Source organism: Pseudomonas sp. 1928-m (assembly GCF_029269135.1).
GTDB lineage: Bacteria > Pseudomonadota > Gammaproteobacteria > Pseudomonadales > Pseudomonadaceae > Aquipseudomonas.
The window spans coordinates 237614-260658 of record NZ_JARIXO010000002.1 but is presented as its reverse complement, the minus strand read 5'-3'; the positions used below and the strand labels follow the sequence as shown (position 1 = coordinate 260658).

Sequence of the window (23045 nt, the reverse complement as noted above, 5' to 3'; positions counted from 1 at the left end):
CGTTGAAGAGCACCGCTCTGGGGCGGTTTCCCTCAAGCATAGTCGTTTGAGATTGTGCGCGGCGGCTTATTCGGCCGGCTGTTGCAGCCATTCCAGCATGCCCAGAGCGGCGCGACGGCCGCTGGCAAAGCAGGTGGTCAGCAGATAGCCGCCGGTGGGCGCTTCCCAGTCGAGCATTTCTCCGGCGCAGAAGGTGCCCGGCAGGGCCTTGAGCATCAGCTGGCCGTTCAGCTGTTCGAAGGGCACGCCGCCGGCCGTGCTGATCGCTTCATCCAGCGGCCGTGGGCGAATCAGGGTGATCGGCAGGGATTTGATCGTGCTGGCCAGTAGCGCCGGATCATTAAAGGCAGCAGCGCTGGCCAGCTCGCGCAGTAAGGCGGCTTTGACCCCGTCGATCCCGGCCTGGCGATGCAGGTGTTTGGCCATCGACTGCGAGCCGCGTGGCTTGCTCAGAGCCGCCTGCAGCTTGGCCAGCGGCGTTTGCGGCAGCAGGTCGAGCTGCACGGTAGCGCTGCCATGCTGGTTGATCGCCTCGCGAATAGCCGCCGACAGGGCATACACCAGGCTGCCTTCGATGCCACTGGCCGTCAGCACAAACTCGCCCAGACGAGGTGTTTCTCCGGGCAGGCTGAGGCTGACGTTCTTTAGCGGCGCGCCGGCGAACTTGTCGCGCAGAAACGGGCTCCAGGCGCTGACATCGAAGCCGCAGTTGCTGGCCTGCAAGGGTGCGATAGTCACGCCACGGTCTTGTAACAGGCTGACCCAGGCGCCGTCCGAGCCCAGCCGCGCCCAACTGCCGCCGCCTAGGGCCAGCAGGGTGGCGTCGGTATTTACACTGTGTTCGCCGGTGGGCGAGGTGATCCGCAGCGCACCCTGGTTATCCCAACCCTGCCAACGATGGCGGGTGCTTATCCGCACGCCCAGTTCGCGCAGACGTTTGAGCCAGGCGCGCAGCAGCGGCGCGGCTTTCATATCGGTGGGGAAAACTCGGCCCGACGTGCCGACAAAGGTGTTGATACCCAGGCCGTGAATCCAGGCGCGCAGGGCGTCGGCATCGAAGTCCTGCAGCAGCTCTGCTACTTCCGACTGACGCTGGCCGTAGCGGGCGACAAAAGCCGGCTTGGCCTCGGAATGGGTGATGTTCATGCCGCCGACCCCGGCCAGGAGGAACTTGCGCCCCACCGAGGGCATGCCGTCGTAAAGGTCGACCTGCACGCCGCCCTGGGCCAATACCTCGGCCGCCATCAGCCCGGCGGGGCCGCCGCCGATAATGGCAACGCGAGGGGCAGGTGGTTGGCGGCTGTCGGTCATGGCGATATCGGGCGGGGATTAAGGGCGTGCATTCTAACCGAGGCCGCCGCGACCTTGTCATTTGCCCTGGCTTCGGGCAGGGTCGTTGGAGACTTTTCTGCCTGGAGCCCCTTATGTCTGACCTCTATCCCAGCATCGACCCCGACGGCCTGATCGAATACTCGGTGGTCTACACCGACCGCTCCCTCAACCATATGTCGCAGTCGTTCCAGGGCGTGATGAAGGATATTTCCAGCACCCTGAAACAGGTCTACAACGCCCAGGCCGTGGCCATCGTGCCCGGTAGCGGCACCTTCGGCATGGAAGCGGTGGCTCGCCAGTTGGCCACCGGGCAGAAGTGCCTGGTGCTGCGCAATGGCTGGTTCAGCTACCGCTGGACGCAGATTTTCGAGATGGGCCAGATCCCTTCTGAATCGATTGTGCTCAAGGCCCGTCCGGTCGCCGAGGGCAGTCAGGCCGCGTTCATGCCGCCGCGATTGGTCGATGTGCTGGCAGTTATCGCCGCCGAAAAGCCCCAGGTGGTGTTCGCACCGCATGTGGAAACCTCTTCCGGGATGATCCTGCCAGATGGCTACCTGCGCGCGGTGGCGGATGCCGTGCATGCGGTTGGCGGCCTGTTTGTGCTCGATTGCATTGCCTCCGGCACCCTCTGGGTGGATATGCAGGCCTGCGGTATTGACGTGCTGATTAGCGCCCCGCAAAAAGGCTGGAGCGCTTCACCGTGCTGTGCCCTGGTTATGTTGAGCGAAGCCGCCCAGGCCCGCGTTGAAGCCACTCAAAGCACCAGCTTTGCCTGCGACCTGAAAAAATGGCTGCAGATCATGCAGGCCTACGAGCAGGGCGGCCACGCCTACCACGCCACCATGCCCAGCGATGCCCTGGCGCGTTTCCGCGATGCCATGTTCGAGGCCAAGGCCCTTGGCTTTGCCTCCGTACGCAGCCAGCAGCAGGAACTCGGTGATCGCGTGCGCGCATTGCTGGCCAGAAAGGGCTTTAAAAGCGTCGCCGCCGAAGGCTTCGAAGCACCGGGTGTGGTGGTTTGCTACACCACCGATGGCAGCATCAAAAACGGCAGCAAATTCGCCGCCCAGGGTCTGCAGATCGCCGCCGGCGTGCCGCTGCAGTGCGATGAGCCGGCGGATTTTCAGACCTTCCGCCTAGGCCTGTTCGGGCTGGATAAGCTGGGCAATATCGAGCGCACCGTGGCGACTCTGGAGCAGGCGCTGGATAAGGTGTTGGCGGGGTAGTTTGATAGCAGGATTAATTACTTATGCGGGTTTTATTCTTTGGCTTTCTCTTCATCCTGAGTGCCTTTGATAAATGCCTGCATAGTGATTTTTCCTGGCTCGGCAAGGCCTTCTCGTATAAGCGTCTCGTGCCACGCGATTAAACCCTGGTGGGCTGCCTCATTGGGGCCGTTTATTACCGGAACGACAAGAGTTTCCCAAAGTTCGAGCTCTCGCTCAGTTATATGCCGTTTATTTGCAAGCAACTCTGAAGTCGTTACAAGGTGCTCTGCCAATAGCTTGTCTGCTATATCGGATGGCATTGACCAATTAGTTGAGCCCAAGCAGTCCGAGTAGAAACCGATCTGTTTGATAGCATCAAGAACATTGGGGTGGTCTGAGGCTTGGTCGCAAATTGAACTCAAGCTCTCGAGGCTCCTGGCACCCTTTTCAACTAAATCAGGAAGGATCCAGGCGACGTTCTTGCTTGTGTGGCATCGATACTCTTTCCATAGGCCTTTTAGTTCCTGTTCAGTTGCTCCGACAAAGCGTCGGAGGATTGGTACTTTGCCCGACTCCTCAATAGAGAGAATGGCAATCGAAGCCGCCGTGGGCCAGCGTTCGTGTTCGAAGAGAAGCCGCGCATCATTGGCGAGGCGGTTTGCATTTTTTATTGCTGCATTCATTCCGCATGCTATGGCGGAAATATTGAGCTTTCCTTTGTATGGGTTTAACTGGTTATTTGTACTCATACTTTGGATAACCTGGCGAATGGGTTGAGGCGTAGCCGAAGATTTTTCATTAAATATGTAGGATGGGTTGAGCATCGCGATACCCATCACTCTCCTGGCGTCGCAGCGATACCTGCCGATGGGTATCGCTACGCTCAACGCCATCCTACGGTTTACCCGACCTTGACCGCCTGCAGCGTATAGCTCAGTGGTAGCCGTTCTGGCTGGCTATTCAGCCGCCACTCGCCATCCTCACCCAGGCTCATCTGCCCCGGCAGGGCGTCCCAGGGCAGGCTGGTGTGTTCTTCCAGGGCAGTCAGGCGCATGCCGTGACGCAGCAGCGCCGTGATGATTTCGCCCAGGCCGTGGTTCCATTCATGGGTGATGGTGGCGGTCAGCAGGGTGTCGGTTTCGACGTAGGTGTGCTCGTCATCCCAGACGGTTGGTTCGCTGTGTTCGAAATAGGGGTGGGCAATCTGCAGGGCGTCCTCGCAGTCTTCGTCGAGCGCCATCAGCACGGGGTGGGCTTCACGCAGAAACAGGCGGCCGCCGGGTTTCAGCAGGGCGGCGACATTGCGTGCCCAGTCATTGATATGCGGCAACCAGTTCAGCGCGCYGATGCCCGTATAAACCAGATCGAACGATTGCGCGCCAAGCACCTTGGCAGCGTCGTAGACCGAGGCTTCGACGAACTCTATGCGGGTGTCGCAGGCATGCGCCAGTTGGCGGGCCTGCTCCAGCGAGGCGGAGGAAAAATCCAGACCGCTCATCTGCGCGCCCAGGCGGGCCAGCGACAGGGTGTCGGTGCCGATATGGCATTGCAGATGCACCGCACGCAGACCGCTGATATCGCCGAGGCGGGGCAGATCAAAGCGCACCACCTCAGATAAATGCGCGGGTGAGGCGATAAACAGTGGGATCTGATAGTCCGGCGAAGCCGCATGCAAGGCCGCGCGCTCGTTCCAGTTGGCTTTGTTCAGCGCAAAAGAGTCATCCATGACGGTATTCCATTCAGTGTGTGGGGGAATGCTTATCCAGCGCGCTCAGTATGGCGTGCGCGGCCTTTATTCTGGCTGCGTTGGGGTAGTTCTTGTTGGCCAGCATGACCAGGCCAAGGTCCTGGTTGGGGACAAACACCGCGTAGGCGCCGAAGCCGCCAGTGGAGCCGGTTTTATTGAACAGGCTGTCGCCTGGCTCGGTTTCAGGTGGCGCTAGGCGTGTTGCGGGTTGTGACTCCATGGCCATGGCCGGGGAATTGCCAGCCTGCAGGCGCTCCAGGCTGATCGGGTAGGGGTAACGCTCCCAACCGAGGCCCTGGGTCAGCTCGCCGACGCGGTAATAGCCGGTGTGGGTAATGGCGATGGCGCGCTGCAGGTCCGCATCCAGGCCTGCGGGGCTGAGGTTGGCCTGGACAAAACGCAGCATGTCCTTGGCGTTGGTTTTCACCCCGTAGGCTTCGGCGTCGAGCATCCCCGGCGTAACCCGTAGCGGCTGGTTGTCTTTGCTGTAGCCGTAGGCGTAGCGCGGCATCTGCGCCGCCGGCACCTGGATATAACTGTGCGGCATGCCGAGCGCGGGGAACAGCGTGCCTTCCATCAGCGTGGGAAACGGCTGACCCATGCTCTTGGCGGCGAGCATGCCCAGCAGGCCGATGCTGGGGTTGGAATAGCGTCTGTGAGTACCGGCGATATGCTCGGGCTGCCACTGGCGGTAATAGGCGAGCATGCTGGCCGGGTCGGTCACGTTGTCGGGGAACTGCAGCGGCAGCCCGCCGGCGGTGTAGGTGCCGAGGTTGAGCAGGCTAGCGTGTTCCAGCTTGCTGCCTTGCAGCTCGGGCCAGTGCTGGCCGGCGCTGTCGGCGAGGGTCAGCTTGCCGGTGCTCTGAGCCAATGCGGCGAGGGTGGCAGTGAGCGGTTTGCTCAGCGAGCCGATTTCAAACAGGGTGTCGCTGGTCACGGGCTGCTGCTCGTCCAGGCGCGCCACGCCATAGTTGAAGTAGTGGGCCTGGCCGTTGTGAGTGATCGCCACGGCCATGCCGGGAATATCGTGTTCCGCCATCACCGGGCGAATGGTGGCGTCCACCAGCGACTGCAGTGTGTCGTCTGCGTGCGCGGCAGTGCAGGTGCCGAATGCCAGTGCGGCCAGCAGGGCCGGCAGGGTGCTGAGTTTTCCGTACATGTTGTTAGCAATTCCTTGGTCGTAAAGATGCGCGATATGACCGCGCCCGGTGCTGGTTTTATCCCGGCTCTGTGCCGTTGATGCGTTGCCTGACTGGGCAGACTAGAACCCGTCTTGCAGAGACTGCAACAGGTAGGGTGCGCCATGCGCACCAACCCGGTTGCAAATCCTTGGTGCGCACGGCGCACCCTACGGGACCAGGCCATCTCGGGCTCAGTGGTGATGGTCCAATGCAATACGTTAGCCTTTATCCCAGCCCGTGCGCCTGCCATACCTTTGCCGCGCTGTGATGCAGAATGCCGTGGCGCCTGGCCAGGGCCATGCGGTCCTTGTCGTAGCCGCCGCCGATCAGCCCAACCACCGGGATATCACGGTCCAGGCAGTGGTTGAGCACGGCTGCGTCACGGGCAGCGATGCCGGCGTCCGTCAGGTTGAGGTAGCCGAGGGCGTCGTGCTGGTGCACATCCACGCCGGCGTCGTAGAGCACGATATCCGGCTGGTAGAGCGCCAGCAGGTAGTTGAGGGTGTCATCCACCACCTTTAAATAGTCGGCATCGCCCATGCCGTTGGGCAGGGGAATATCCCAGTCACTGGTGGCCTTGCGCGCCGGGTAGTTCTTTTCGCAGTGCAGTGAAACGGTGATCGCCTCCGGGGTATTTTCCAGCAGGCGCGCGGTGCCGTCGCCCTGGTGCACGTCGCAGTCAAAAATCAGCACACGCTGAGCCTTGCCGCTGGCCAGCAGGTACTGACTGATCACCGCCAGGTCATTGAAGATGCAGAAGCCGGCCGGGTGGTCGTAATGCGCATGGTGAGTGCCGCCGGCCAGGTGACAGGCTAGACCGTGTTGCAGCGCCTGCTCCGCCGCCAGCAGCGAGCCACCCACGGCCCGAATGGTGCGCTGCGCCAGGGCTGCACTCCAGGGCAGACCGAGGCGGCGTTGCTCTTCATAAGCCAGTTCGCCGCTGGCAAAGCGCTCGATATAGGCCGGGCAATGGGCCAGGGCGAGTACCTCGGCGGGGCAGAGTTCAGGGCGTAGCAGCTCGGCGTCGGTGCTTAGGCCGCTGTCCACCAGGTGATCGCGCAGCAGGCGAAACTTCTCCATGGGGAAGCGGTGGTTGGCCGGGAAGGGCGGGCTGTAATCGTCGTGATAAACCAGCGGCAGGCGCATGGTGGCGGGCTCGGGTGGAAGTGGCCGAAGTATGGCGGCAGTCTTATCCGACACTCAAGGCTGGCTGTCGATTGGCCATAATGCTGCCATTATTGTCCGCATCCATCTTTCAGTCGGGCCGACAAGCGTTGGCAAAGTCTTTACCATCTCGCCCGCACTACCCCCATACACGGCCAGATGCGTTAACAGGAGAGCATGCATGAGTCAGGTGTTGAATGAGTTGGTCGCCCTGCTGACCCTGGAAACCATCGAAGAAAATCTATTCCGCGGGGTCAGCCAGGACCTCGGCTTTCGCCAGTTGTATGGCGGTCAGGTGCTCGGTCAGTGCGTCTCGGCGGCCAGCCAGACGGTGGATACCGCGCGCCATGTGCATTCCATGCACGGCTATTTTCTGCGCCCAGGCGATGCCACGCTGCCGGTGGTTTATCAGGTTGAGCGCGTGCGTGATGGCGGCAGCTTCAGCACGCGGCGGGTAACGGCGATCCAGAAGGGCAAGCCGATCTTTACCTGCAGCGCGTCGTTCCAGTTCGATGAAGAAGGCTTTCACCATCAGAATTTGATGCCAGAAGTGCCGGGGCCGGAAGAGCTGAAATCGGAAACCGAGCTGGCGCGCATGGTCGAGGCGATAATTCCCGAGCGTATGCGTGAGCGCGCTACCAGCGACAAACCCATCGAAATTCGCCCGATCACGTTGATCAACCCCTTCGCGCCCAAGCCGTGCGAGCCGATCAAGCATGTGTGGTTCCGTGCTGCCGCGCCGCTGCCGGACGAGCCGCAATTGCACAAGCTGCTGCTGGCCTACGCGAGCGATTTCAACCTGCTGACCACCTCGATGCAGCCCCATGGCGTGTCGGTGTTCCAGAAGTTTATGCAGGTCGCCAGCCTCGACCACTCGCTGTGGTTCCACGGCAACCTGCGTATGGACGACTGGCTGCTGTACAGCATGGACAGCCCCTGGGCCGGCAATGCCCGCGGCTTCTCGCGCGGCAGCATCTTCAATCGCCAGGGCCAGCTGGTCGCCTCCGTGGCGCAAGAGGGACTGACCCGAGTCCGTGAGGATTGGAAATGAGCCGTGAGGATTGGAAGTGACTTTGTGCAGTGCGAAGCACTGGGTGTTCGATATGGACGGCACCCTGACCCTGGCAGTGCACGACTTCGAGGCAATCAAGCGGGCGCTGGATATTCCGTTGGAAGACGACATTCTTGGTCATCTGGCCGCGCTGCCTGAGGCCGTGGCTGCGGCCAAACACGCCTGGTTGCTGGAACATGAGCGTGAACTGGCGCTGACCGCCGAGCCGGCCCCTGGGGCGATTGAGCTGGTGCGCGAGCTGCACGGGCGTGGCTGTCGCCTCGGCATTCTCACTCGTAATGCCCATGAACTGGCGCTGCTGACCCTGCGCGCCATTGGCCTGGATGACTGCTTTGCCGTGCCGGACGTGATCGGCCGCGATGAAGCGCCGCCCAAGCCTGACCCTGGCGGGCTGCTGCATTTCGCCAGAAGCTGGCAGGTCGCGCCGAGCGAGCTGGTGATGGTGGGCGACTACCGCTTTGACCTGGAATGCGCTCGCGCGGCTGGGGCGCGCAGCGTGTTGGTCAACCTGGCAGAAAACCCCTGGCCGGAGCTGGCCGATCATTTCGCCGTGGATTGCCGGGCGTTGCAGCAGCTGTTGTAGGGTGGATGGCGTTTTATCCATCCACCAATTGCCCCTGTGGTGGATGGGTGAAGCGGCATCCACCCTACGTGTGTTTATTCAATGACAGCCGCCGGACTCCAGGTCCTTAAAGATCGGGCAGTTCGAGTAGCCTGGATAAGCGCAGCGCAATCCGGGACGGCGGCGCGCGTATCCGGCAATGCCCCGGATTTCATCCGGGCTACGGTTAATCGCAGCGTCTGTTAATGACAGCAGCCGGATTCCAGATCCTTGAGTATCGGGCAGTCCGGGCGGTCGTTGCCCTGGCAGTTGTCCATCAAATCCTTGAGGGTGTCGCGCAGGCCGCTGAGTTCGCTGATCTTGCGTTCCAGTTCGCTGATATGCGCGGCAGCCAGGGCTTTTACGTCGGCGCTGGCGCGTTGACGGTCCTGCCACAGGACCAGTAGCTGGCTGACTTCGGCCAGGGAAAAGCCCAGGTCGCGTGAGCGCTTGATAAACGCCAGGCGATGCAGGTCCTGCTGGCTGTATTGGCGGTAGCCGCTGTCGGTGCGGTCGGCTGCGGGCAGCAGGTCAATGCTTTCGTAGTAACGAATCATCTTGGCGCTAAGGCCGGTTTGCTTGGCGGCTTGGCCGATATTCATTTTTTGTCTCCCAATCTGCTTGCGTAGGATGGGTGAAACCCATCAGGCGATGATGGGTTGGCACCTGCGCGGCCCGACCCATCCTACGGCTGTGCGTGAAATCGTTGTCGTTGTCCAAGGTCGCTCCTTGGTTTTTTAGGGATTCAGCCTGGTAGCCCGGATGCAATCCGGGGCGGTTCAGCGCCTAGCAACGCGCTCCCGGATTTCATCCGGGCTACACGGTTTCCGAGCTCTTCGGTTTCCAGGTTTTTAGCAGCAAGGCATTGCTCACCACGCTAACGCTGGACAGCGCCATAGCCGCGCCGGCGAGCATCGGGTTAAGCAGCCCAGCTGCCGCCAGGGGAATGCCGACCAGGTTATAGGCAAAGGCCCAGAACAGGTTCTGGCGGATCTTGTTGTAGGTGCGCCGGCTGATATCCAGGGCGTCGGCCACCAGGCGCGGGTCGCCGCGCATCAGGGTGATGCCGGCGGCGTGCATGGCCACATCGGTGCCGCTGCCCATGGCGATGCCGACATCGGCGGCAGCCAGCGCCGGTGCATCGTTGATGCCATCGCCGACCATGGCCACCACTGCATGTTTTTTCAGCTCGCTGATAATCGATGCCTTGTCCGCCGGCAGCACTTCGGCATGCGCGGCGCTGATGCCAAGGGCCTCGGCTACGGCCTTGACGCTACCAGGGTTGTCGCCGCTGATCAGATGGCTGGCAATGCCTTGAGCGGTCAGCGCGGCGATGGCCTCGGCTGCACCCGGCTTGAGCGTGTCGCCAAAGGCGAACAGACCGAGCACCTGCGGTTGCGGCGCCAATTCCAGCAGCCAGGACAGGGTGCGGCCTTCGGCCTCCCAGGCCAGGGCGTCGGCAGCCAGTTCGTCAGGTAGCAGAAAGTGTTCTTCCAGCAGGCGCTTGTTGCCCAGGGCCAGCTGCCGTTCGCCGATCTGCCCGGCGATACCACGCCCGGCCAGCGCCTTGCTGTTGCTGACCTCAGCGAGGTTCAGCTGCTGTTCTGTGCATGGGTCCAGCACCGCTTTGGCCAGCGGGTGTTCGCTGCCGCGCTGCAGGGCGCCGGCCAGTTGCAGCAGCTGGGTGCTGTGTTCTGCGTCAGGGCCATCGACCGCGCGCAGATGGGCAATGCGCGGGCTGCCTGCGGTCAGGGTGCCGGTTTTATCGAAGGCCACCAGGGTTACCGAATGGGCGATTTCCAGGGCTTCGGCGTCCTTGATCAAAATGCCGTGGCGCGCCGCCACGCCGGTACCTGCCATGATTGCCGTGGGCGTGGCCAGGCCAAGGGCGCAGGGGCAGGCGATCACCAGCACTGCAACGGCATTTAGCAGCGCGGTTTCGATACCTGCGCCAAGCAGCAGCCAGCCGAACAATGTGGCCAGAGCGATCAGCAGCACGCTGGGCACGAAAACCTGGCTGACTTTATCCACCAGCTTCTGGATCGGCGCTTTCGCTGCCTGGGCATCTTCGACCAGGCGAATGATGCGTGACAGCACGGTTTCCGCACCGAGTGCGGTGGTTTCCACCAGCAGGCGGCCTTCGCCATTGATGGCCCCGGCGGTGACGCTGTCGCCCGGCTGCTTGGGCTGTGGCAGGCTTTCGCCGCTGATCAGGGCTTCGTCGGCATGGCTCTGGCCTTGCGTTACCCGCCCGTCGACCGGGAAGCGTTCGCCTGGCTTGACCACAATGCAGTCGCCCAGCTGCAGCTCGCCCAGCGCTACCCACTGCTCGACGCCACCCTGCAGACGCAAGGCGCGTTCCGGGCGCAGCGCCTGCAGGGCGCGAATGGCGCTGCTGGTTTGGCGTTTGGCGCGGCTTTCCAGGTATTTGCCGAGCAGGATCAGCGTGATGATCACCGCCGAGGCTTCGAAGTACAGATGCGGCATGCTGCCAGTCGGGCTTGCCGCCCATTGATACAGGCTCAGGCCATAGGCGGCGCTGGTGCCGATGGCCACCAGCTGATCCATATTCCCGGCACGGGCGAGTAGCGCGCTCCAGGCGGCGCGGTAGAAGCGCGCGCCGAAGATAAATTGCACCGGCGTGGCCAGGGCGAACTGCAGCCAGGCCGGTAGCATCCAGTGCAGGCCGAAGGGTTCGACGAGCATGGGAATGACCAGCGGTAGGGTTAGCACAATCGCCAGCAGCAGCGACCAGCGCTCGCGCTGCAGATGCCGCTCGGGCGTTGGTTGAGCCTGTGTTGCATCGTCCAGCACGCTGGCGCGGTAGCAGGCCTGGCTGACGGCCTGCAGCAGGTCGTTGAGATCAGTACCGCGCAGCACCTGCAGCTGCGCGCGCTCGCTGGCCAGGTTGACGCTGACCGAGAGCACGCCCGGCTGTTGCGCCAGGGCGCGTTCGATACGTCCCGCGCAGCTGGCGCAGGTCATGCCGGAAAGAGCTAGCTCTAGGCGCTCGCTGGGCACCGCATAGCCGGCCGCGCTAACGGCATTGACCAACTGTTCCAGGCTGTCGGCAGGCGCTTCGACCCGCGCCTGTTCACTGGCCAGGTTGATGCTGACGCTGGCGACATTGGCCACCTTGGCCAGGGCGCGCTCGACCCGCCCGGCACAGCTGGTGCAGGTCATGCCGATGATGGGCAGGTTGAAGGTGGTGAGGCTGGACATGGGTGGTCCTCCATTGAGTTCCAGCACAGGATCAACCTTGCCATGCTGTCAAGGTCAAGGCCTTTTATCCCTTGACCTTACCCTTATGGCAAGGCCAAGACTGCAGCTGTGCGGTTACCATGGCGGCTTATTTATTCAGGAGGTTGTTTATGCAGGTTTCTCAGGTTCACGCATTCCGGGTCGATGGCATGACTTGCCAGAATTGCGTCAAGACCATCACCGAGGCGCTGTTGGCCTGTGACCCGGCGGCTGATGTGAAAGTGAAGTTTCCCGGTGGTGAAGTGCGGGTGAGCAGCAGCGTGTCGGTGGATCAGCTGATGGTCGCCATCGTCGAGCAGGGTTACGGCGTCAGCCTGGCGTAAGCCCTGCAGGGTTTGGCCAGTCGCGGATCAGCCCGCGAAAGCAGGCGTCGACCATCGGCGCGGTGTCGCTGAGTGGGTCGAACAGATTGGGGTCGCGCGACCAGTCGTAGAACAGGCCGATCAGCAACGCATGCACGGTACGCGCAGCCAGGCGCGGCGTCAGCCCGGCATGCAGGCGCAGGCGCACTGACGGCGTGTTGAACTGCTGCTCGCAGAGCGCGATAAACAGGTTGATAAAGGCTTCCTGGCGCTCTTCGGCCTCGCGCAGTTCTTCGGTGAATTCACACCTGCGCAGCAGGATGGTGAAGATGCGTTTCTTCTGCGGGTCGCGGGCCAGGTTCTCGATGGCCTCGATACATAGCTCGCGCAGGGTCATTAGTGGGTCGTGCTCGGGGCAGCCGCGCATGCGTTCGGCCAGCTGCTCCGGCGGCAGGCGCACCTGGTTGAGCATGGCGTTGAACAGATCAGCCTTGTTGGCAAAGTGCCAATACACCGCGCCGCGCGTCACCCCGGCATGCCGGGCGATGTGCTCCAGGCTGGTGTGCGCCACGCCTTTTTCCAGAAACAGCGTTTCGGCGGCTTCAAGAATGGCGCAACGGGTTTTCTCGGCTTCTTCTTTGGTTCGACGCATGGCGGCAGGCGTATTTCTGGCTAGGCTCAGCACAAAGTGTAATGAACTTAAGGGTAATGTTCTATTTACAAACACTTGTGTATGTAACTAGCATTGCCGGTCTCAAACGTTGCGCCTTGCGTTTTTTCGGAGACACCCATGCTTTTTCCCCGTCGTCTGCCGGTTACTGCCGGTTCCTTGCTGTTGGCTTTTTTGGCCGCCCCGCTGTTTGCCGCCGATGCTCCGCCAGCGCCCGAGGTGGTGGTAGAGACCGTCAAGGCCGAGGCTCTGCCGCTGGAGCTTGAGTACTCCGCGCGCACTGCGGGTTTCCGTGAAGTGCAGGTGCGGGCCCAGGTCAGTGGCATTCTGCAGGAGCGCACTTATCTGGAAGGCAGCCAGGTCAAGAAAGGCCAGGTGATGTTTCGCATCGACCCGCGCACCTACCAGGCCGCATTGAGCCGCGCCAAGGGCGCGCTGGCGCAGGAGCAGGCGCGCTATCGGCAGACCGAGCGCGACCTCAAGCGCATCCGCGAACTGCAGAAAAAGGGCTTTGCCAGCGAGAGCGAGCTGGACAACGCGGTCTCCAACTTCGAGCAGAGCAAGGCGAATATCCAGGCCGCTGAGGCCGAAGTGCAATCCAAGCAGATCGACCTCGACTACACCACGGTAAAAGCGCCGATCTCCGGGATCACCAGTAAGGAAACCGTCTCCGAAGGCAGCCTGATGGTGGCCGGCGATCCAAGTGCCAGCCTGCTGAGCAACATCACCCAGCTGGACCCGATCTACGTCAACTTCGCCGCCCCGGATTCCGATGTGGAAAGCGTGCGCAGCGGCCTGCAGAACGGCAGCCTGGTGCTGCCGGAAGACGGCAAGATGAGCGTGCAGATCAAGCTCGGTGACGGCAGCGTCTACCCGCTGGAAGGCAAGGTGGACTTTACCGATAGCCTGGTGGATCGCGGCACCGGCACCGTCAGCGCTCGCGCCGTGGTGCCCAACCCGGATCAGACGCTGTTGCCGGGCCAGTTCGTGCGGGTGCAGGTCAAAGGCCTGAGCATCCCCAATGCCATGACCCTGCCGGAGCGCGCGATTGCCCAGGGCCCGGCCGGAACCTTTGTGTATGTGGTGGATGAAGGCGGCGTGGCGCGCATGCGCCAGGTCACCACTGGGCACACCGCCAAAGGCCGCTGGGTGATTGTTTCCGGCATCAACGCCGGTGATCGGGTGATCGTCGAGGGCTTGCCGAAGGTGCGTCCGGACAGCCCGGTAAAAGTTGCCGCCCCAGCCGCCAGCCAATCCTAAGGAGCGTCCCCGGTGATCTCACGCTTCTTTATCGACCGTCCGGTATTTGCCGCGGTCATCTCGATCATCATCGTGCTGGCGGGCCTGATGGCCATGCGCTCGTTGCCGATTGCCCAGTACCCGCAGATCCTCCCGCCGCAGGTGTCGGTCAGCGCCAGTTACGCTGGTGCCAGCGCCCAGGTGATTGCCGAAACAGTGGCCGCGCCGCTGGAGCAGTCGATCAACGGCGTTGAGGGGATGATCTACCAGCAGTCCAACTCCGGCGGTAACGCCATGAGCCTGTCGGTGTACTTCGAGGTAGGTCGCGACCCCGATCAGGCCACCATCGACGTCAACAACCGTGTCCAGGCTGCCCTGGCCAAATTGCCGGAAGAAGTGCGCCGACAGGGCGTCAAGGTGCAGAAGAAGTCCTCGGACATTCTTCAGGTGGTGACCCTGTACTCGCCGGATGGCTCGCGCGACCCGGTGTATATCAGCAACTACGCGCTGATCAACGTGATCGACGAGCTCAAACGCCTGCCGGGCGTCGGTGATGTCAGCCAGTTCGGCTCGAAAGACTATTCCATGCGCATCTGGCTGCGTCCGGACAAGCTGGCGCAGTACAACCTGACACCGACCGATGTGGTCAATTCGATCCGCGAGCAGAACTCGCAGTTCGCCGCCGGCAGCTTTGGTCAGCAGCCGCTCAAGCAGGAGCAGGATTTCACCTACACGGTAACCACCCAGGGCCGTTTCACCGACCCGAAAGAATTCGAAAACGTCATTCTGCGCACCGACGACACCGGTGCCAGTTTGTTGCTCAAGGATGTCGCGCGGATCGAACTGGGTGCCCAGGATTACTCGCTGATGACCTCGCTCAACGGTCAGCAGAACGCCGCTTTCGGCGTGTATCTGCAGCCCGGCGCGAATGCCCTGGACACCGCCGAGGCAGTGAGCAAGACCCTGGAGCGGCTGTCGCAGAACTTCCCCAGCGGCATGACCTACAAAGTGCCGTACGACACCACCAAATTCGTGCAGGTATCGATCAAGGAGGTGATCCACACCTTCTTCGAAGCGCTGATCCTGGTGGTGCTGGTGGTGTTTATCTTCCTGCAGAACTGGCGCGCCACGCTGATCCCGGTGCTGGCAATTCCGGTTTCGCTGGTCGGCACTTTCGCCGGTATGTACATGCTCGGCTTCTCGATCAACCTGCTGACCCTGTTCGGCATGGTGCTGGCCATCGGTATCGTGGTGGACGACGCCATTGTGGTGATCGAAAACGTCGAGCGGGTGATGGCCACCGACAAGATCGGCCCGCGTGAAGCGACCATCAAAGCCATGGAAGAGGTCACCGGGCCGATCATCGCCATCGTGTTGGTGCTCTGCGCGGTATTCGTGCCGGTGGGCTTCCTCGGCGGCCTGGCCGGGGAGATGTATAAACAGTTCGCCATCACCATTGCCGTGTCGGTGGTGATCTCCGGCATCGTCGCCCTGACCTTGAGCCCGGCGCTGTGCGCCTTGCTGCTCAAGCCTGGGCACCATGAGCCGGCCGCGCCGTTCCGCGCCTTCAACCGGGTCTTCGACAAGCTGACCAACGGCTACACCGCGGGCGTGCGCTTCTTCCTCAAGCGTTCGGCGGTGGGCCTGCTGCTGTTCGGCGCGATGATTGCGCTGATGGTGGTGCTGTTCAACCGGGTGCCCAGCTCCCTGGTGCCAAACGAAGACCAGGGTTATGTGATCAACGCCTACTTCCTGCCGCCAGCCGCCTCGCTGACCCGCACCGAGAAGCTTACCGGCGACGTGACCCAGCAACTGATGGCGCACCCTGCCGTACAGGATGTGGTGACCTTTGCCGGCTTCGACGTGCTGACCTTCGGCACCCGCAGCAACGCCGGGGTGTCCTTCGTGCCGTTGAAAGACTGGAGCGAGCGCACCACGCCTGAGCTGGATGCACGCAACCTGACCGGCGAATTTATGGGCATGGGTGCTGCGCAGAAAGATGGTGTGGTGCTGAGCTTTAACCCGCCACCGATCACCGGCATGAGCACCACTGGCGGTTTCGAAGGTTTTATCCAGGACCGCAGTGGCGGCACCACCGCTGAGCTGGCGGCCAAGGTGCAAGCCTTCCTCGCCGCTGCGGCCAAGCGCCCTGAGCTGGCTGGGGTACAAAGCACCTTCAGCGCCAACGTGCCGCAGTACTTTATTGACCTGGACCGCACCAAGGCGCGCGCCCTGGGCGTGGCGGTGAATGATGTATTCACCGCCATGCAGGCGACGTTCGGCAGCTACTACGTCAACGATTTCAGCCTGTATGGGCGTACCTTCCAGGTCAGCTTGCAGGCCGAAGCAGAGTTCCGCAGCAAGCCGGAAGACCTGTCCCAGGTCTATGTGCGCGCGGGCAGTGGCGAACTGGTGTCGCTGGCCAGCCTGGTCAAGGTCGAGCGGATTCTCGGCCCGGACACCTACGCACGCTTCAACGTCTATCCTGCGGCGAAGATCCTCGGCGGACCGGCACCTGGCTTCAGCTCCGGCCAGGCCCTGAACGCGATTCAGCAAGTGGCGGATGAAGTGCTGGGCAGCGATTACAGCATTGGCTGGACCGGCTCGGCGTTCCAGGAAGTGGCGTCGCAAGGCTCGGGCAGCAGTGCCTTCGTCTTCGGCCTGATCATGGTGTTCCTGATTCTTGCTGCCCAGTACGAGCGCTGGACCCTGCCGCTGGCGGTGGTCACTGCGGTGCCGTTTGCGGTGTTCGGCGCGATTCTCGCGGTGTGGCTGCGCGGCATCGAGAACGACCTGTATTTCCAGGTGGGTCTGGTCACCCTGATCGGTCTGGCGGCGAAGAACGCCATCCTGATCGTCGAGTTCGCCGTGCTCTGCAGGCATCAGGGCATGGGCATCTTCGAGTCGGCGCTGGAGGCTTCGCGCCTGCGTTTCCGCCCGATCATCATGACCTCGCTGGCGTTTATTCTCGGTGTTGTACCGCTGGCGATCAGCTCGGGCGCAGGCTCGGCCAGCCGTCACTCGATTGGCACCGGGGTTATCGGCGGGATGATGGCGGCGACCTTCCTGGCGATCTTCCTGATCCCGATGTTCTACCTGCTGGTGGAGTCGCTGGCAGAGAAAATCGGCAAGGGCCGGAAAAAGGCCGACACGTCGGTTTGACCAGCGCCCGCTGGTAAGGGCAAGCCGTCGCCCGGATGCACGCCGGGAGCGGTTTGTCAGTCCGTTGTAGCTCGGGGTTGATCCGGGCTGCAGCGGCTCCATCGGTTATTTCATTTCTGGACACCCATGCCGTTACGTCTTCTGTTAATTCTTGGCGCGTTAAGCGCCTTTGGCCCGTTGGCCATCGATTTCTATCTGCCGAGCTTCCCAACCCTGGCACGCGCGTTCGCCACCGATGTGGAGCATGTGCAGCTGTCATTGGCCGCCTACTTTGCCGGCCTGGCTATTGGACAGCTGGCGTACGGCCCGCTGGCTGACCGCTTTGGCCGGCGTAAACCGCTGTTGGTCGGGGTCATGCTGTTCAGCCTGGCGTCATTGGCCTGCGCCCTGGCGCCGAGCCTGGAATGGCTGATTGCCGCGCGCTTTGTCCAGGCCCTGGGTGGCTGCGCCGGGATGGTGGTGTCGCGGGCAGTGGTGCGTGATCTGTGCGACCCGATCAGCTCGGCCAAGGTGTTTTCCCAGCTGATGCTGGTGATGGGCCTGGCGCCGATTCTCGCGCCGCTGGGCGGTGGGCTGCTGCTCAGCACGCTGGGTTGGCCGTCGATCTTTATCTGCCTGACGCTGTTCAGTTTTGTCTGTCTGTTGGCAGTGGCTAAGTGGCTGCCGGAAACCCTGGCCAAGGACTCGCCGCCAGCGCCTTTGCGCGGCGCCCTGGGGGAGTACAAGCGGCTGTTCGCTGATTTGCCGTTTCTCGGTTATGCGCTGACCGGCGGCTGTGCGATTGCCGGGATGTTTGCCTATATCGCCGGCTCGCCGTTCGTGTTTATCGAGCTGTATGGCATCCCCGCCGAGCACTACGGCTGGTTGTTCGGCAGCAATGCCCTGGGCTTTATTCTGGTGGCGCAGCTGAATGCTTGGCTGGTGGCGCGGCACGGGCCGGCGTACTGGCTGGGCAAGACCGTGTGGTTTTACCTGGCCTGTGGCCTGGCCCTGCTGCTGGTGGCGCTGGCCAAGCCAGAGGCGTTGTGGCCGCTGCTGATTCCCTTGTTCGGCTGCATTGCCAGCCTGGGCATTCTCCTGCCCAACGCCTCGGCGTGCGCCATGGCGGGGCAGGGCAGCCATGCCGGCAGTGCTTCGGCGTTGCTCGGTAGTCTGCAGTTCGTCATCGCCGCCAGTGCCGCCGCCATGGTGGGCGTGCTGCATGACGGCAGTGCCTGGCCGATTGCCGTGGTGATCTTCGGCTGCGGGGTATTGGCCGTGAGCTTTTCGCTATTTACCCGCTGGGTCGAGCGCAACGCGATTCGCGCATAGGGTCGCAGGCCGTTGAAAAAACGTAGGCGAGGCAGGCAAGACAAGGCAAAAACAGGCGAGGAAGCGGAGTTTACGAGTTGTAAATGAGCATTCCGAGCCTGTTTTTAACGCCGTATTGCCAACGTAGGTAGTTTTTCAACGGGCTGTTAGCTGGCGGCGCGCTGTTGCTCGAATGGCAGCCTATGCGGCGCGCTCAGGCGCGCTTGCAGGGTGCTGACAAACTGATGGGCCTCGCTTTCACTGCGGAAAGTGACACTCTGCTTGCCAAAACTTACTTGCCAGCCCGGGCCTGCAGCTGTTTTTACCGGTTGGATCATGACGTTCATCGACGAGCCTCCTATGCAAGAAGGGCCAGTCTAGTCGCTCAATATGAACTTTCATTGACCTGTAACAAATCAATCACGGCTGGCGTACCGTTGGTCTGATTCGCTCACTTTGGCTGTGCTGGGGTTGGCGCTGAACTGTACGGCCAGCCCCGCCAGGCGGGTGAATTCGGTGACCAGGGCGATATCTGCGGCGCTCGGTCGGCTGGGCTGCGGGTAGTAGATGCCGAAGGTGCCCAGCACCTGGCCGCTGTCATCCTTGAACGGCAGTGACCAGCACGCGCGCAGGCCGGCGGCCAGGGCAACGCTCTGGTAGTCGCGCCAATAGGGATGCTGGCTGAGGTCCTCGGCGATCACCAGCTCGCCACTCGCCGCGGCATGCCCGCAGGAGCCAACCTCCAGCGCCGCCTCAATCCCCTCAATGGCCTGGCAATAAGCCTCCGGCAAGCTCGGTGCGGCGCCGAGATGCAGGCGCTGCTGCTCATCGAGCAGCATGATCGACACACGCATCTGCGGTTGCAGGTTTTCCAGGCGACGGGTGATGCCGTTGAGGATGCTGTGCAGTGGGCGCAGGCCGAGCAGTTCGTCGAGCACCGCATTGCGCGCCTGCTGCAGATGCTGGGTCTGATGGCGCTCATGTACGTCATGCAGGCTGCCGTGCAGGCTGTGCTCGGGCAGGCTCAGGTTGAGGTGCAGCTCGACTCTACGCGCCTGGCCGCTGAGGGTGAGCAACTGGCATTCCAGGCGCAGGCTGCCGAGTTTACCGCTGCGCAGTTCTTCCAGGCGCTGGCGCAGGGTGGCCTGGCCCAGTTCCGGCATAAAGCGCTGCAACGGGCTGCCCAGGCTTTCGTGGATCGGGTAACCGCTGATCTGCTCCCAGGCCGGGTTGAGGAAGCTCAGTTTGTCGTCGGTATCGGTGATAAAAACGGCATCACCCAGGTGCTCGACCAGCGAACGGTAGCGGCTTTCGCTGACCTGCAACTCACTGTCCATTTTCTTCTGTTCGGTGAGGTCGATATCGACGCAGTACAGCTCCAGCTGGTCGAGGCTGTTGCGCAGCATCAGGTGGCTGGAATAGACCCACACCAGGCTGCCGTCCTTGCGCTGCAATTGCACCTCGGCTGCAGGAATCGGCGAGCCACCGAGTTGCCACAGGTTGATCGCACTGGCCACCTTGCTGCGCGCCGGTAGCGGCACGATCAGCTCTTCCAGGCGGCGCCCCATCACCTCATGCACGGCATAGCCATAGAGCAGGGTGCTGGCCTGGTTCCAGTAAATCACCCGGCGTTCGCGGTCATAGCCTTGCACGGCAATCCGTGGGGTTTGCTCGAACAGCAGACGAAAGCGCTGCTCGCTTTCGCGCAGGGCGCTTTCATCATGTTTCTGCGCGCTGATGTTCTGCACCGTGCCGAGGATGTGGCCGTGCTCGTCGACCTCGCCGCGCAGCATCAGCCAGGTGGCCTGCTGTGGCTGGGGTTGCAGCAGACGGGCGCTCACCATCATGGGGGTGTGGCCTTCCAGCAAGGCCAGTAAAGCGCGTTGTACGGCAGCACGTTCGGCGGGGTGCAGCCAGCTGAGCAGCTGTTCGCTGGTGCACGGCTGGCTATCAGCGTCGCGGCCGAGCAGGCAGAGCGCCTCGTCACTCCAGTAGAAAGCGTTACGGTACTCCCAGCTGCCGAGCCCGGCATTGCGCTGGGTGTGGTGCAGCAGGCGGCTGTTATGGGTGAGTTTTTCCAGCAGTTGGCGCTGCGCCTGCCGGTCACGCTGGCTGAGCAGGAATATCAGCCCGGTGCTGAGCAGAATAAACAGCAGGCCTTTGCCTGTTTGCAGCTCGGCCGCCAGTTCGCTGTCCTCGACCAGGGCATGCAGCAGATAGTCACTGCCGAAAATCCACAGGGCGCTGAACAGGATATATACGCCAGCCAGGCGCAGTGGGCCTTGAAGATCGGGTCGCATCCCTTACCGCCAATGGCTAGCCAGGTCGAGAGGATTGATGGTCTTGTTGCCAGCGACACTGCTGGAGGCAATGGCCTAAGTCTAGCTTGCGGCTTGTCGAATGCAGGGCGCGCGATAAAAAAGCTGCCCGGCCCACGCAGCACGTGAGCCGGGGTGGCTAAGCGGCTTTAAAAACCTTCGAGGACGATCTTGCCCTTGGCCGTGCCGCTCTCCAGCAGCGCATGGGCGCGGCGCAGATTGGCCGCGTTGATGCTGCCGAAGTGCTCGCCCAGGGTCGTCTGCAAGGTGCCGGCATCCACCAGCTCGGCCACCCGATTCAACAGACGATGCTGCTCGATCATGTCCGCGGTTTCGAACAGCGAGCGGGTAAACATCAGCTCCCAGTGCAGCGACAAGCTTTTGCGCTTGAGCTGCATGATGTCCAGTGGCTGCTCCGGGTCATCGATCAGCGCCAGGCGGCCTTGCGGGGCGAGGGCTTCGACCAGTTGCGCGAAGTGCTGATCGGTCTGGGTCAGGCTGGCGACGTGGGTCACCTGATCAATGCCGATACGTTTCAGCTCTTCACTCAGCGGCTGGCGATGGTCGATCACATGGTGTGCACCCAGCTGGCGAACCCAGGCCTGGGTCTCCGGGCGAGATGCGGTGGCGATCACGGTCAGGCCGGTGAGTTGACGGGCCAGCTGCACCAGCACCGAACCGACGCCACCGGCGGCGCCGACGATCAGCAGGCTCTGGCCCTGATCGGCGTTGCCCTGGGTGATTTGCAGACGCTCGAAGAGCAGTTCCCAGGCGGTGATCGCGGTCAGCGGCAGGGCGGCGGCTTCGGCAAACGGCAGTTTTGCCGGCATACGCCCGACGATGCGCTCATCCACCACATGCAGTTCGCTGTTGGCCCCTGCGCGGTTGATTGCGCCGGCGTAATAGACCCGGTCGCCGGGCTGGAACAGGCTGACTTCGCTGCCCACCGCTTTGACGATACCGCTGGCGTCCCAACCGAGCACCTTGGCGGCGGCGCCTTCCGGGGCGACGTTGCGACGGATCTTGGTGTCCACCGGGTTGACCGAAATGGCCTTGACCTCGACCAGCAGATCGCGCGGGCCGGGCGTGGGTGCCGGTAGTTCGACATCCTGCAAAGCGTCAGCGTGATCGGCAGGCAGGGATTGGTAATAGGCGACAGCTTTCATAAGGGCTCCTTAGAGAATGCGTTGCATCAGTTGATGATCGACCTGTTCCAGCAAGCTGCCGCAGGTCTGTACGAAATGCAGAAAGTGCGCGGTCTGCTGGTGCGCACTAAGGGCGGCGGCGTCCTGCCATTGCTCGACCATGATGAAACGGCTGGGCTGCTCCTGATGCAGGTGCAGGTTGTATTGCAGGCAACCGGCTTCGGCCTGGCTAGGCGGCACCAGCTGGCGCAGGCCGGCCTCAACCGCCTCGGCATGGCATGGCCGGGGCGCGCGGTGATGGTGGCAATCAAAGTCAATGGCGTGGTCATGGCGGACTCCGGTTCAAGTGCTGCCATGCTCGGTTATTTGATTGACGAGAAAAACAGCCTGCTACTAGAGTCTCTTTCAATATTTTTTTGATAATGAGCCGCCATGCTGCGTTTTGATGATCTGCAGTTGTTTGTCACCACCGCTGATCTGGGCAATCTCTCGGCCGCCGCGCGGCGCCTGGACATTTCCCCTGCGGTGGCCAGCGCCGCGCTCAAGCGCCTGGAGCAGCAGCTGGAGGCGCGCCTGTTCAGCCGCTCCACTCGTAGCCTGCGCCTAACCCCGGAGGGCGAGCTGTTTCTCGGCCATGCGCGCCTGGCCTTGCAGAGTCTGGATGACGGCCGGCAGCAACTGGCCGGCAGCAAGGTTGGCATCAGCGGGCCGTTGCAACTGTCTGCACCATCGGACTTTGGTCGCAATACCTTGCTGCCCTGGCTGGATGAGTTTCAGCAGGCGCACCCGCAGGTGCAGCTGCGTCTGCTGCTGGGGGATCGCGTGGCCGATCTGTTCCGCGAGCCGGTGGACATTGCCCTGCGCTATGGCGCACCGGAGGACTCCAGCCTGGTCGCCTTGCCAGTGGCTGCGTCTAACCGGCGCGTGCTGTGCGCCGCACCGCAGTACCTGCGCAAGCATGGCGCGCCACAGGCGGTGGAGGAACTGGCCGAGCACAACTGCCTGATCTATATGCTCGGCGGACGGCTGCATGACCGCTGGCGCTTCAGCGACGGCAAGCGCGAGCAGGGCATCAGCGTTAAGGGTGACCGGGTCAGTGATGACGCCGATGTGGTGCGGCGCTGGGCGGTGAGTGGCGCCGGGCTGGTGTACAAATCCTGGCTGGATGTGGCCGGCGATGTGCGCGCCGGAAGGCTCCAGGTGCTGCTACCTGAACTGCGTGGCGAGCCGACACCGCTCAACCTGATTTGCGCGCACCGGGCGCAGCTGAGCAAACCGGTGCTCTTGCTGCGTGAGTTCGTTCAACTCCGCTGCGCAGAGTTGTTGGCGGATGCGCCTTGGCCGAACTAAGAT

General features: G+C 62.4%; 20 protein-coding genes. 8 read left to right on the top strand and 12 right to left on the bottom strand.

The annotated features are described in order from the left end of the window. Nucleotides 1–66: 66 nt before the first annotated feature. On the bottom strand, nucleotides 67–1311 hold the full coding sequence (locus P3C18_RS10705) for a TIGR03862 family flavoprotein (protein WP_275961847.1): 1245 nt from the start codon (nucleotides 1309–1311) through the stop codon (nucleotides 67–69). A 113-nt stretch (nucleotides 1312–1424) separates the two neighbouring features. Between P3C18_RS10705 and P3C18_RS10700 the strand changes: the two genes are divergently transcribed. Continuing rightward, nucleotides 1425–2558 carry an aminotransferase class V-fold PLP-dependent enzyme gene (locus P3C18_RS10700; protein ID WP_275961846.1) on the top strand — a complete coding sequence of 378 codons (1134 nt, stop codon included), beginning with the start codon at nucleotides 1425–1427 and terminating at the stop codon, nucleotides 2556–2558. A gap of 32 nt (nucleotides 2559–2590) precedes the next feature. Here P3C18_RS10700 and P3C18_RS10695 read toward each other — a convergent pair whose 3' ends face one another. From P3C18_RS10695 to P3C18_RS10680, 4 genes are all read right to left on the bottom strand, one after another. Continuing rightward, nucleotides 2591–3376, bottom strand: coding sequence for an AbiV family abortive infection protein (locus P3C18_RS10695; protein WP_275961845.1), 786 nt, complete (start codon nucleotides 3374–3376; stop codon nucleotides 2591–2593). 65 nt (nucleotides 3377–3441) lie between these two features. After that, nucleotides 3442–4266: a class I SAM-dependent methyltransferase gene (locus P3C18_RS10690; RefSeq protein ID WP_275961844.1), complete on the bottom strand. Its 825-nt coding sequence runs from the start codon at nucleotides 4264–4266 to the stop codon at nucleotides 3442–3444. 13 nt (nucleotides 4267–4279) lie between these two features. After that, nucleotides 4280–5446 carry a class C beta-lactamase gene (gene ampC, locus P3C18_RS10685; protein WP_275961843.1) on the bottom strand — a complete coding sequence of 389 codons (1167 nt, stop codon included), beginning with the start codon at nucleotides 5444–5446 and terminating at the stop codon, nucleotides 4280–4282. Nucleotides 5447–5693: 247 nt separating this feature from the next. Next, nucleotides 5694–6614: a histone deacetylase gene (locus tag P3C18_RS10680; protein ID WP_275961842.1), complete on the bottom strand. Its 921-nt coding sequence runs from the start codon at nucleotides 6612–6614 to the stop codon at nucleotides 5694–5696. A gap of 199 nt (nucleotides 6615–6813) precedes the next feature. Between P3C18_RS10680 and tesB the strand changes: the two genes are divergently transcribed. Both tesB and P3C18_RS10670 read left to right on the top strand, forming a co-directional pair. After that, nucleotides 6814–7683 carry an acyl-CoA thioesterase II gene (gene tesB, locus P3C18_RS10675; RefSeq protein WP_275961841.1) on the top strand — a complete coding sequence of 290 codons (870 nt, stop codon included), beginning with the start codon at nucleotides 6814–6816 and terminating at the stop codon, nucleotides 7681–7683. Between the two features lie 16 nt (nucleotides 7684–7699). Next, the gene (locus P3C18_RS10670) at nucleotides 7700–8287 is read left to right on the top strand and encodes an HAD family hydrolase (RefSeq protein ID WP_275961840.1); all 588 of its coding nucleotides are present in this window, start codon (nucleotides 7700–7702) and stop codon (nucleotides 8285–8287) included. A gap of 221 nt (nucleotides 8288–8508) precedes the next feature. Here P3C18_RS10670 and cueR read toward each other — a convergent pair whose 3' ends face one another. Next, on the bottom strand, nucleotides 8509–8907 hold the full coding sequence (gene cueR, locus P3C18_RS10665) for a Cu(I)-responsive transcriptional regulator (protein WP_275961839.1): 399 nt from the start codon (nucleotides 8905–8907) through the stop codon (nucleotides 8509–8511). A 214-nt stretch (nucleotides 8908–9121) separates the two neighbouring features. Next, entirely contained in the window at nucleotides 9122–11527 is a 2406-nt protein-coding gene (locus tag P3C18_RS10660; RefSeq protein WP_275961838.1) for a heavy metal translocating P-type ATPase, read from the bottom strand. Nucleotides 11528–11676: 149 nt separating this feature from the next. Between P3C18_RS10660 and P3C18_RS10655 the strand changes: the two genes are divergently transcribed. Then, nucleotides 11677–11889 (top strand): heavy-metal-associated domain-containing protein, encoded by a 213-nt coding sequence (locus P3C18_RS10655; RefSeq protein ID WP_275961837.1) that lies wholly within the window; start codon nucleotides 11677–11679, stop codon nucleotides 11887–11889. Here P3C18_RS10655 and P3C18_RS10650 read toward each other — a convergent pair. Continuing rightward, nucleotides 11876–12520, bottom strand: a complete 645-nt coding sequence (locus tag P3C18_RS10650; protein WP_275961836.1) for a TetR family transcriptional regulator — start codon at nucleotides 12518–12520, stop codon at nucleotides 11876–11878. The genes P3C18_RS10655 and P3C18_RS10650 overlap by 14 nt on opposite strands. Nucleotides 12521–12658: 138 nt before the next feature. On the opposite strand from P3C18_RS10650, the gene P3C18_RS10645 reads away from it, so the two are divergent. From P3C18_RS10645 to P3C18_RS10635, 3 genes are all read left to right on the top strand, one after another. Next, nucleotides 12659–13798 carry an efflux RND transporter periplasmic adaptor subunit gene (locus P3C18_RS10645; protein ID WP_275961835.1) on the top strand — a complete coding sequence of 380 codons (1140 nt, stop codon included), beginning with the start codon at nucleotides 12659–12661 and terminating at the stop codon, nucleotides 13796–13798. Between the two features lie 12 nt (nucleotides 13799–13810). Continuing rightward, nucleotides 13811–16939, top strand: coding sequence for an efflux RND transporter permease subunit (locus P3C18_RS10640; RefSeq protein ID WP_275961834.1), 3129 nt, complete (start codon nucleotides 13811–13813; stop codon nucleotides 16937–16939). Between the two features lie 126 nt (nucleotides 16940–17065). Then, nucleotides 17066–18250, top strand: a complete 1185-nt coding sequence (locus P3C18_RS10635) for a multidrug effflux MFS transporter (RefSeq protein ID WP_275961833.1) — start codon at nucleotides 17066–17068, stop codon at nucleotides 18248–18250. A 146-nt stretch (nucleotides 18251–18396) separates the two neighbouring features. Here the strand turns inward: P3C18_RS10635 and P3C18_RS10630 are convergent, their stop codons facing one another. From P3C18_RS10630 to P3C18_RS10615, 4 genes are all read right to left on the bottom strand, one after another. Then, complete coding sequence (locus P3C18_RS10630) at nucleotides 18397–18576, bottom strand: hypothetical protein (protein ID WP_275961832.1); 180 nt, start codon at nucleotides 18574–18576, stop codon at nucleotides 18397–18399. Between the two features lie 69 nt (nucleotides 18577–18645). Further along, entirely contained in the window at nucleotides 18646–20529 is a 1884-nt protein-coding gene (locus tag P3C18_RS10625; RefSeq protein WP_275961831.1) for a PAS domain S-box protein, read from the bottom strand. A gap of 167 nt (nucleotides 20530–20696) precedes the next feature. Next, on the bottom strand, nucleotides 20697–21713 hold the full coding sequence (locus P3C18_RS10620) for a zinc-binding alcohol dehydrogenase family protein (protein WP_275961830.1): 1017 nt from the start codon (nucleotides 21711–21713) through the stop codon (nucleotides 20697–20699). A gap of 9 nt (nucleotides 21714–21722) precedes the next feature. Beyond that, the gene (locus P3C18_RS10615; protein WP_275961829.1) at nucleotides 21723–21932 is read right to left on the bottom strand and encodes a putative quinol monooxygenase; all 210 of its coding nucleotides are present in this window, start codon (nucleotides 21930–21932) and stop codon (nucleotides 21723–21725) included. A 192-nt stretch (nucleotides 21933–22124) separates the two neighbouring features. Here P3C18_RS10615 and P3C18_RS10610 point away from each other — a divergent pair, with 192 nt between their 5' ends. Beyond that, nucleotides 22125–23042, top strand: a complete 918-nt coding sequence (locus P3C18_RS10610) for a LysR family transcriptional regulator (RefSeq protein ID WP_275961827.1) — start codon at nucleotides 22125–22127, stop codon at nucleotides 23040–23042. The last annotated feature ends 3 nt before the right edge of the window (nucleotides 23043–23045 follow it).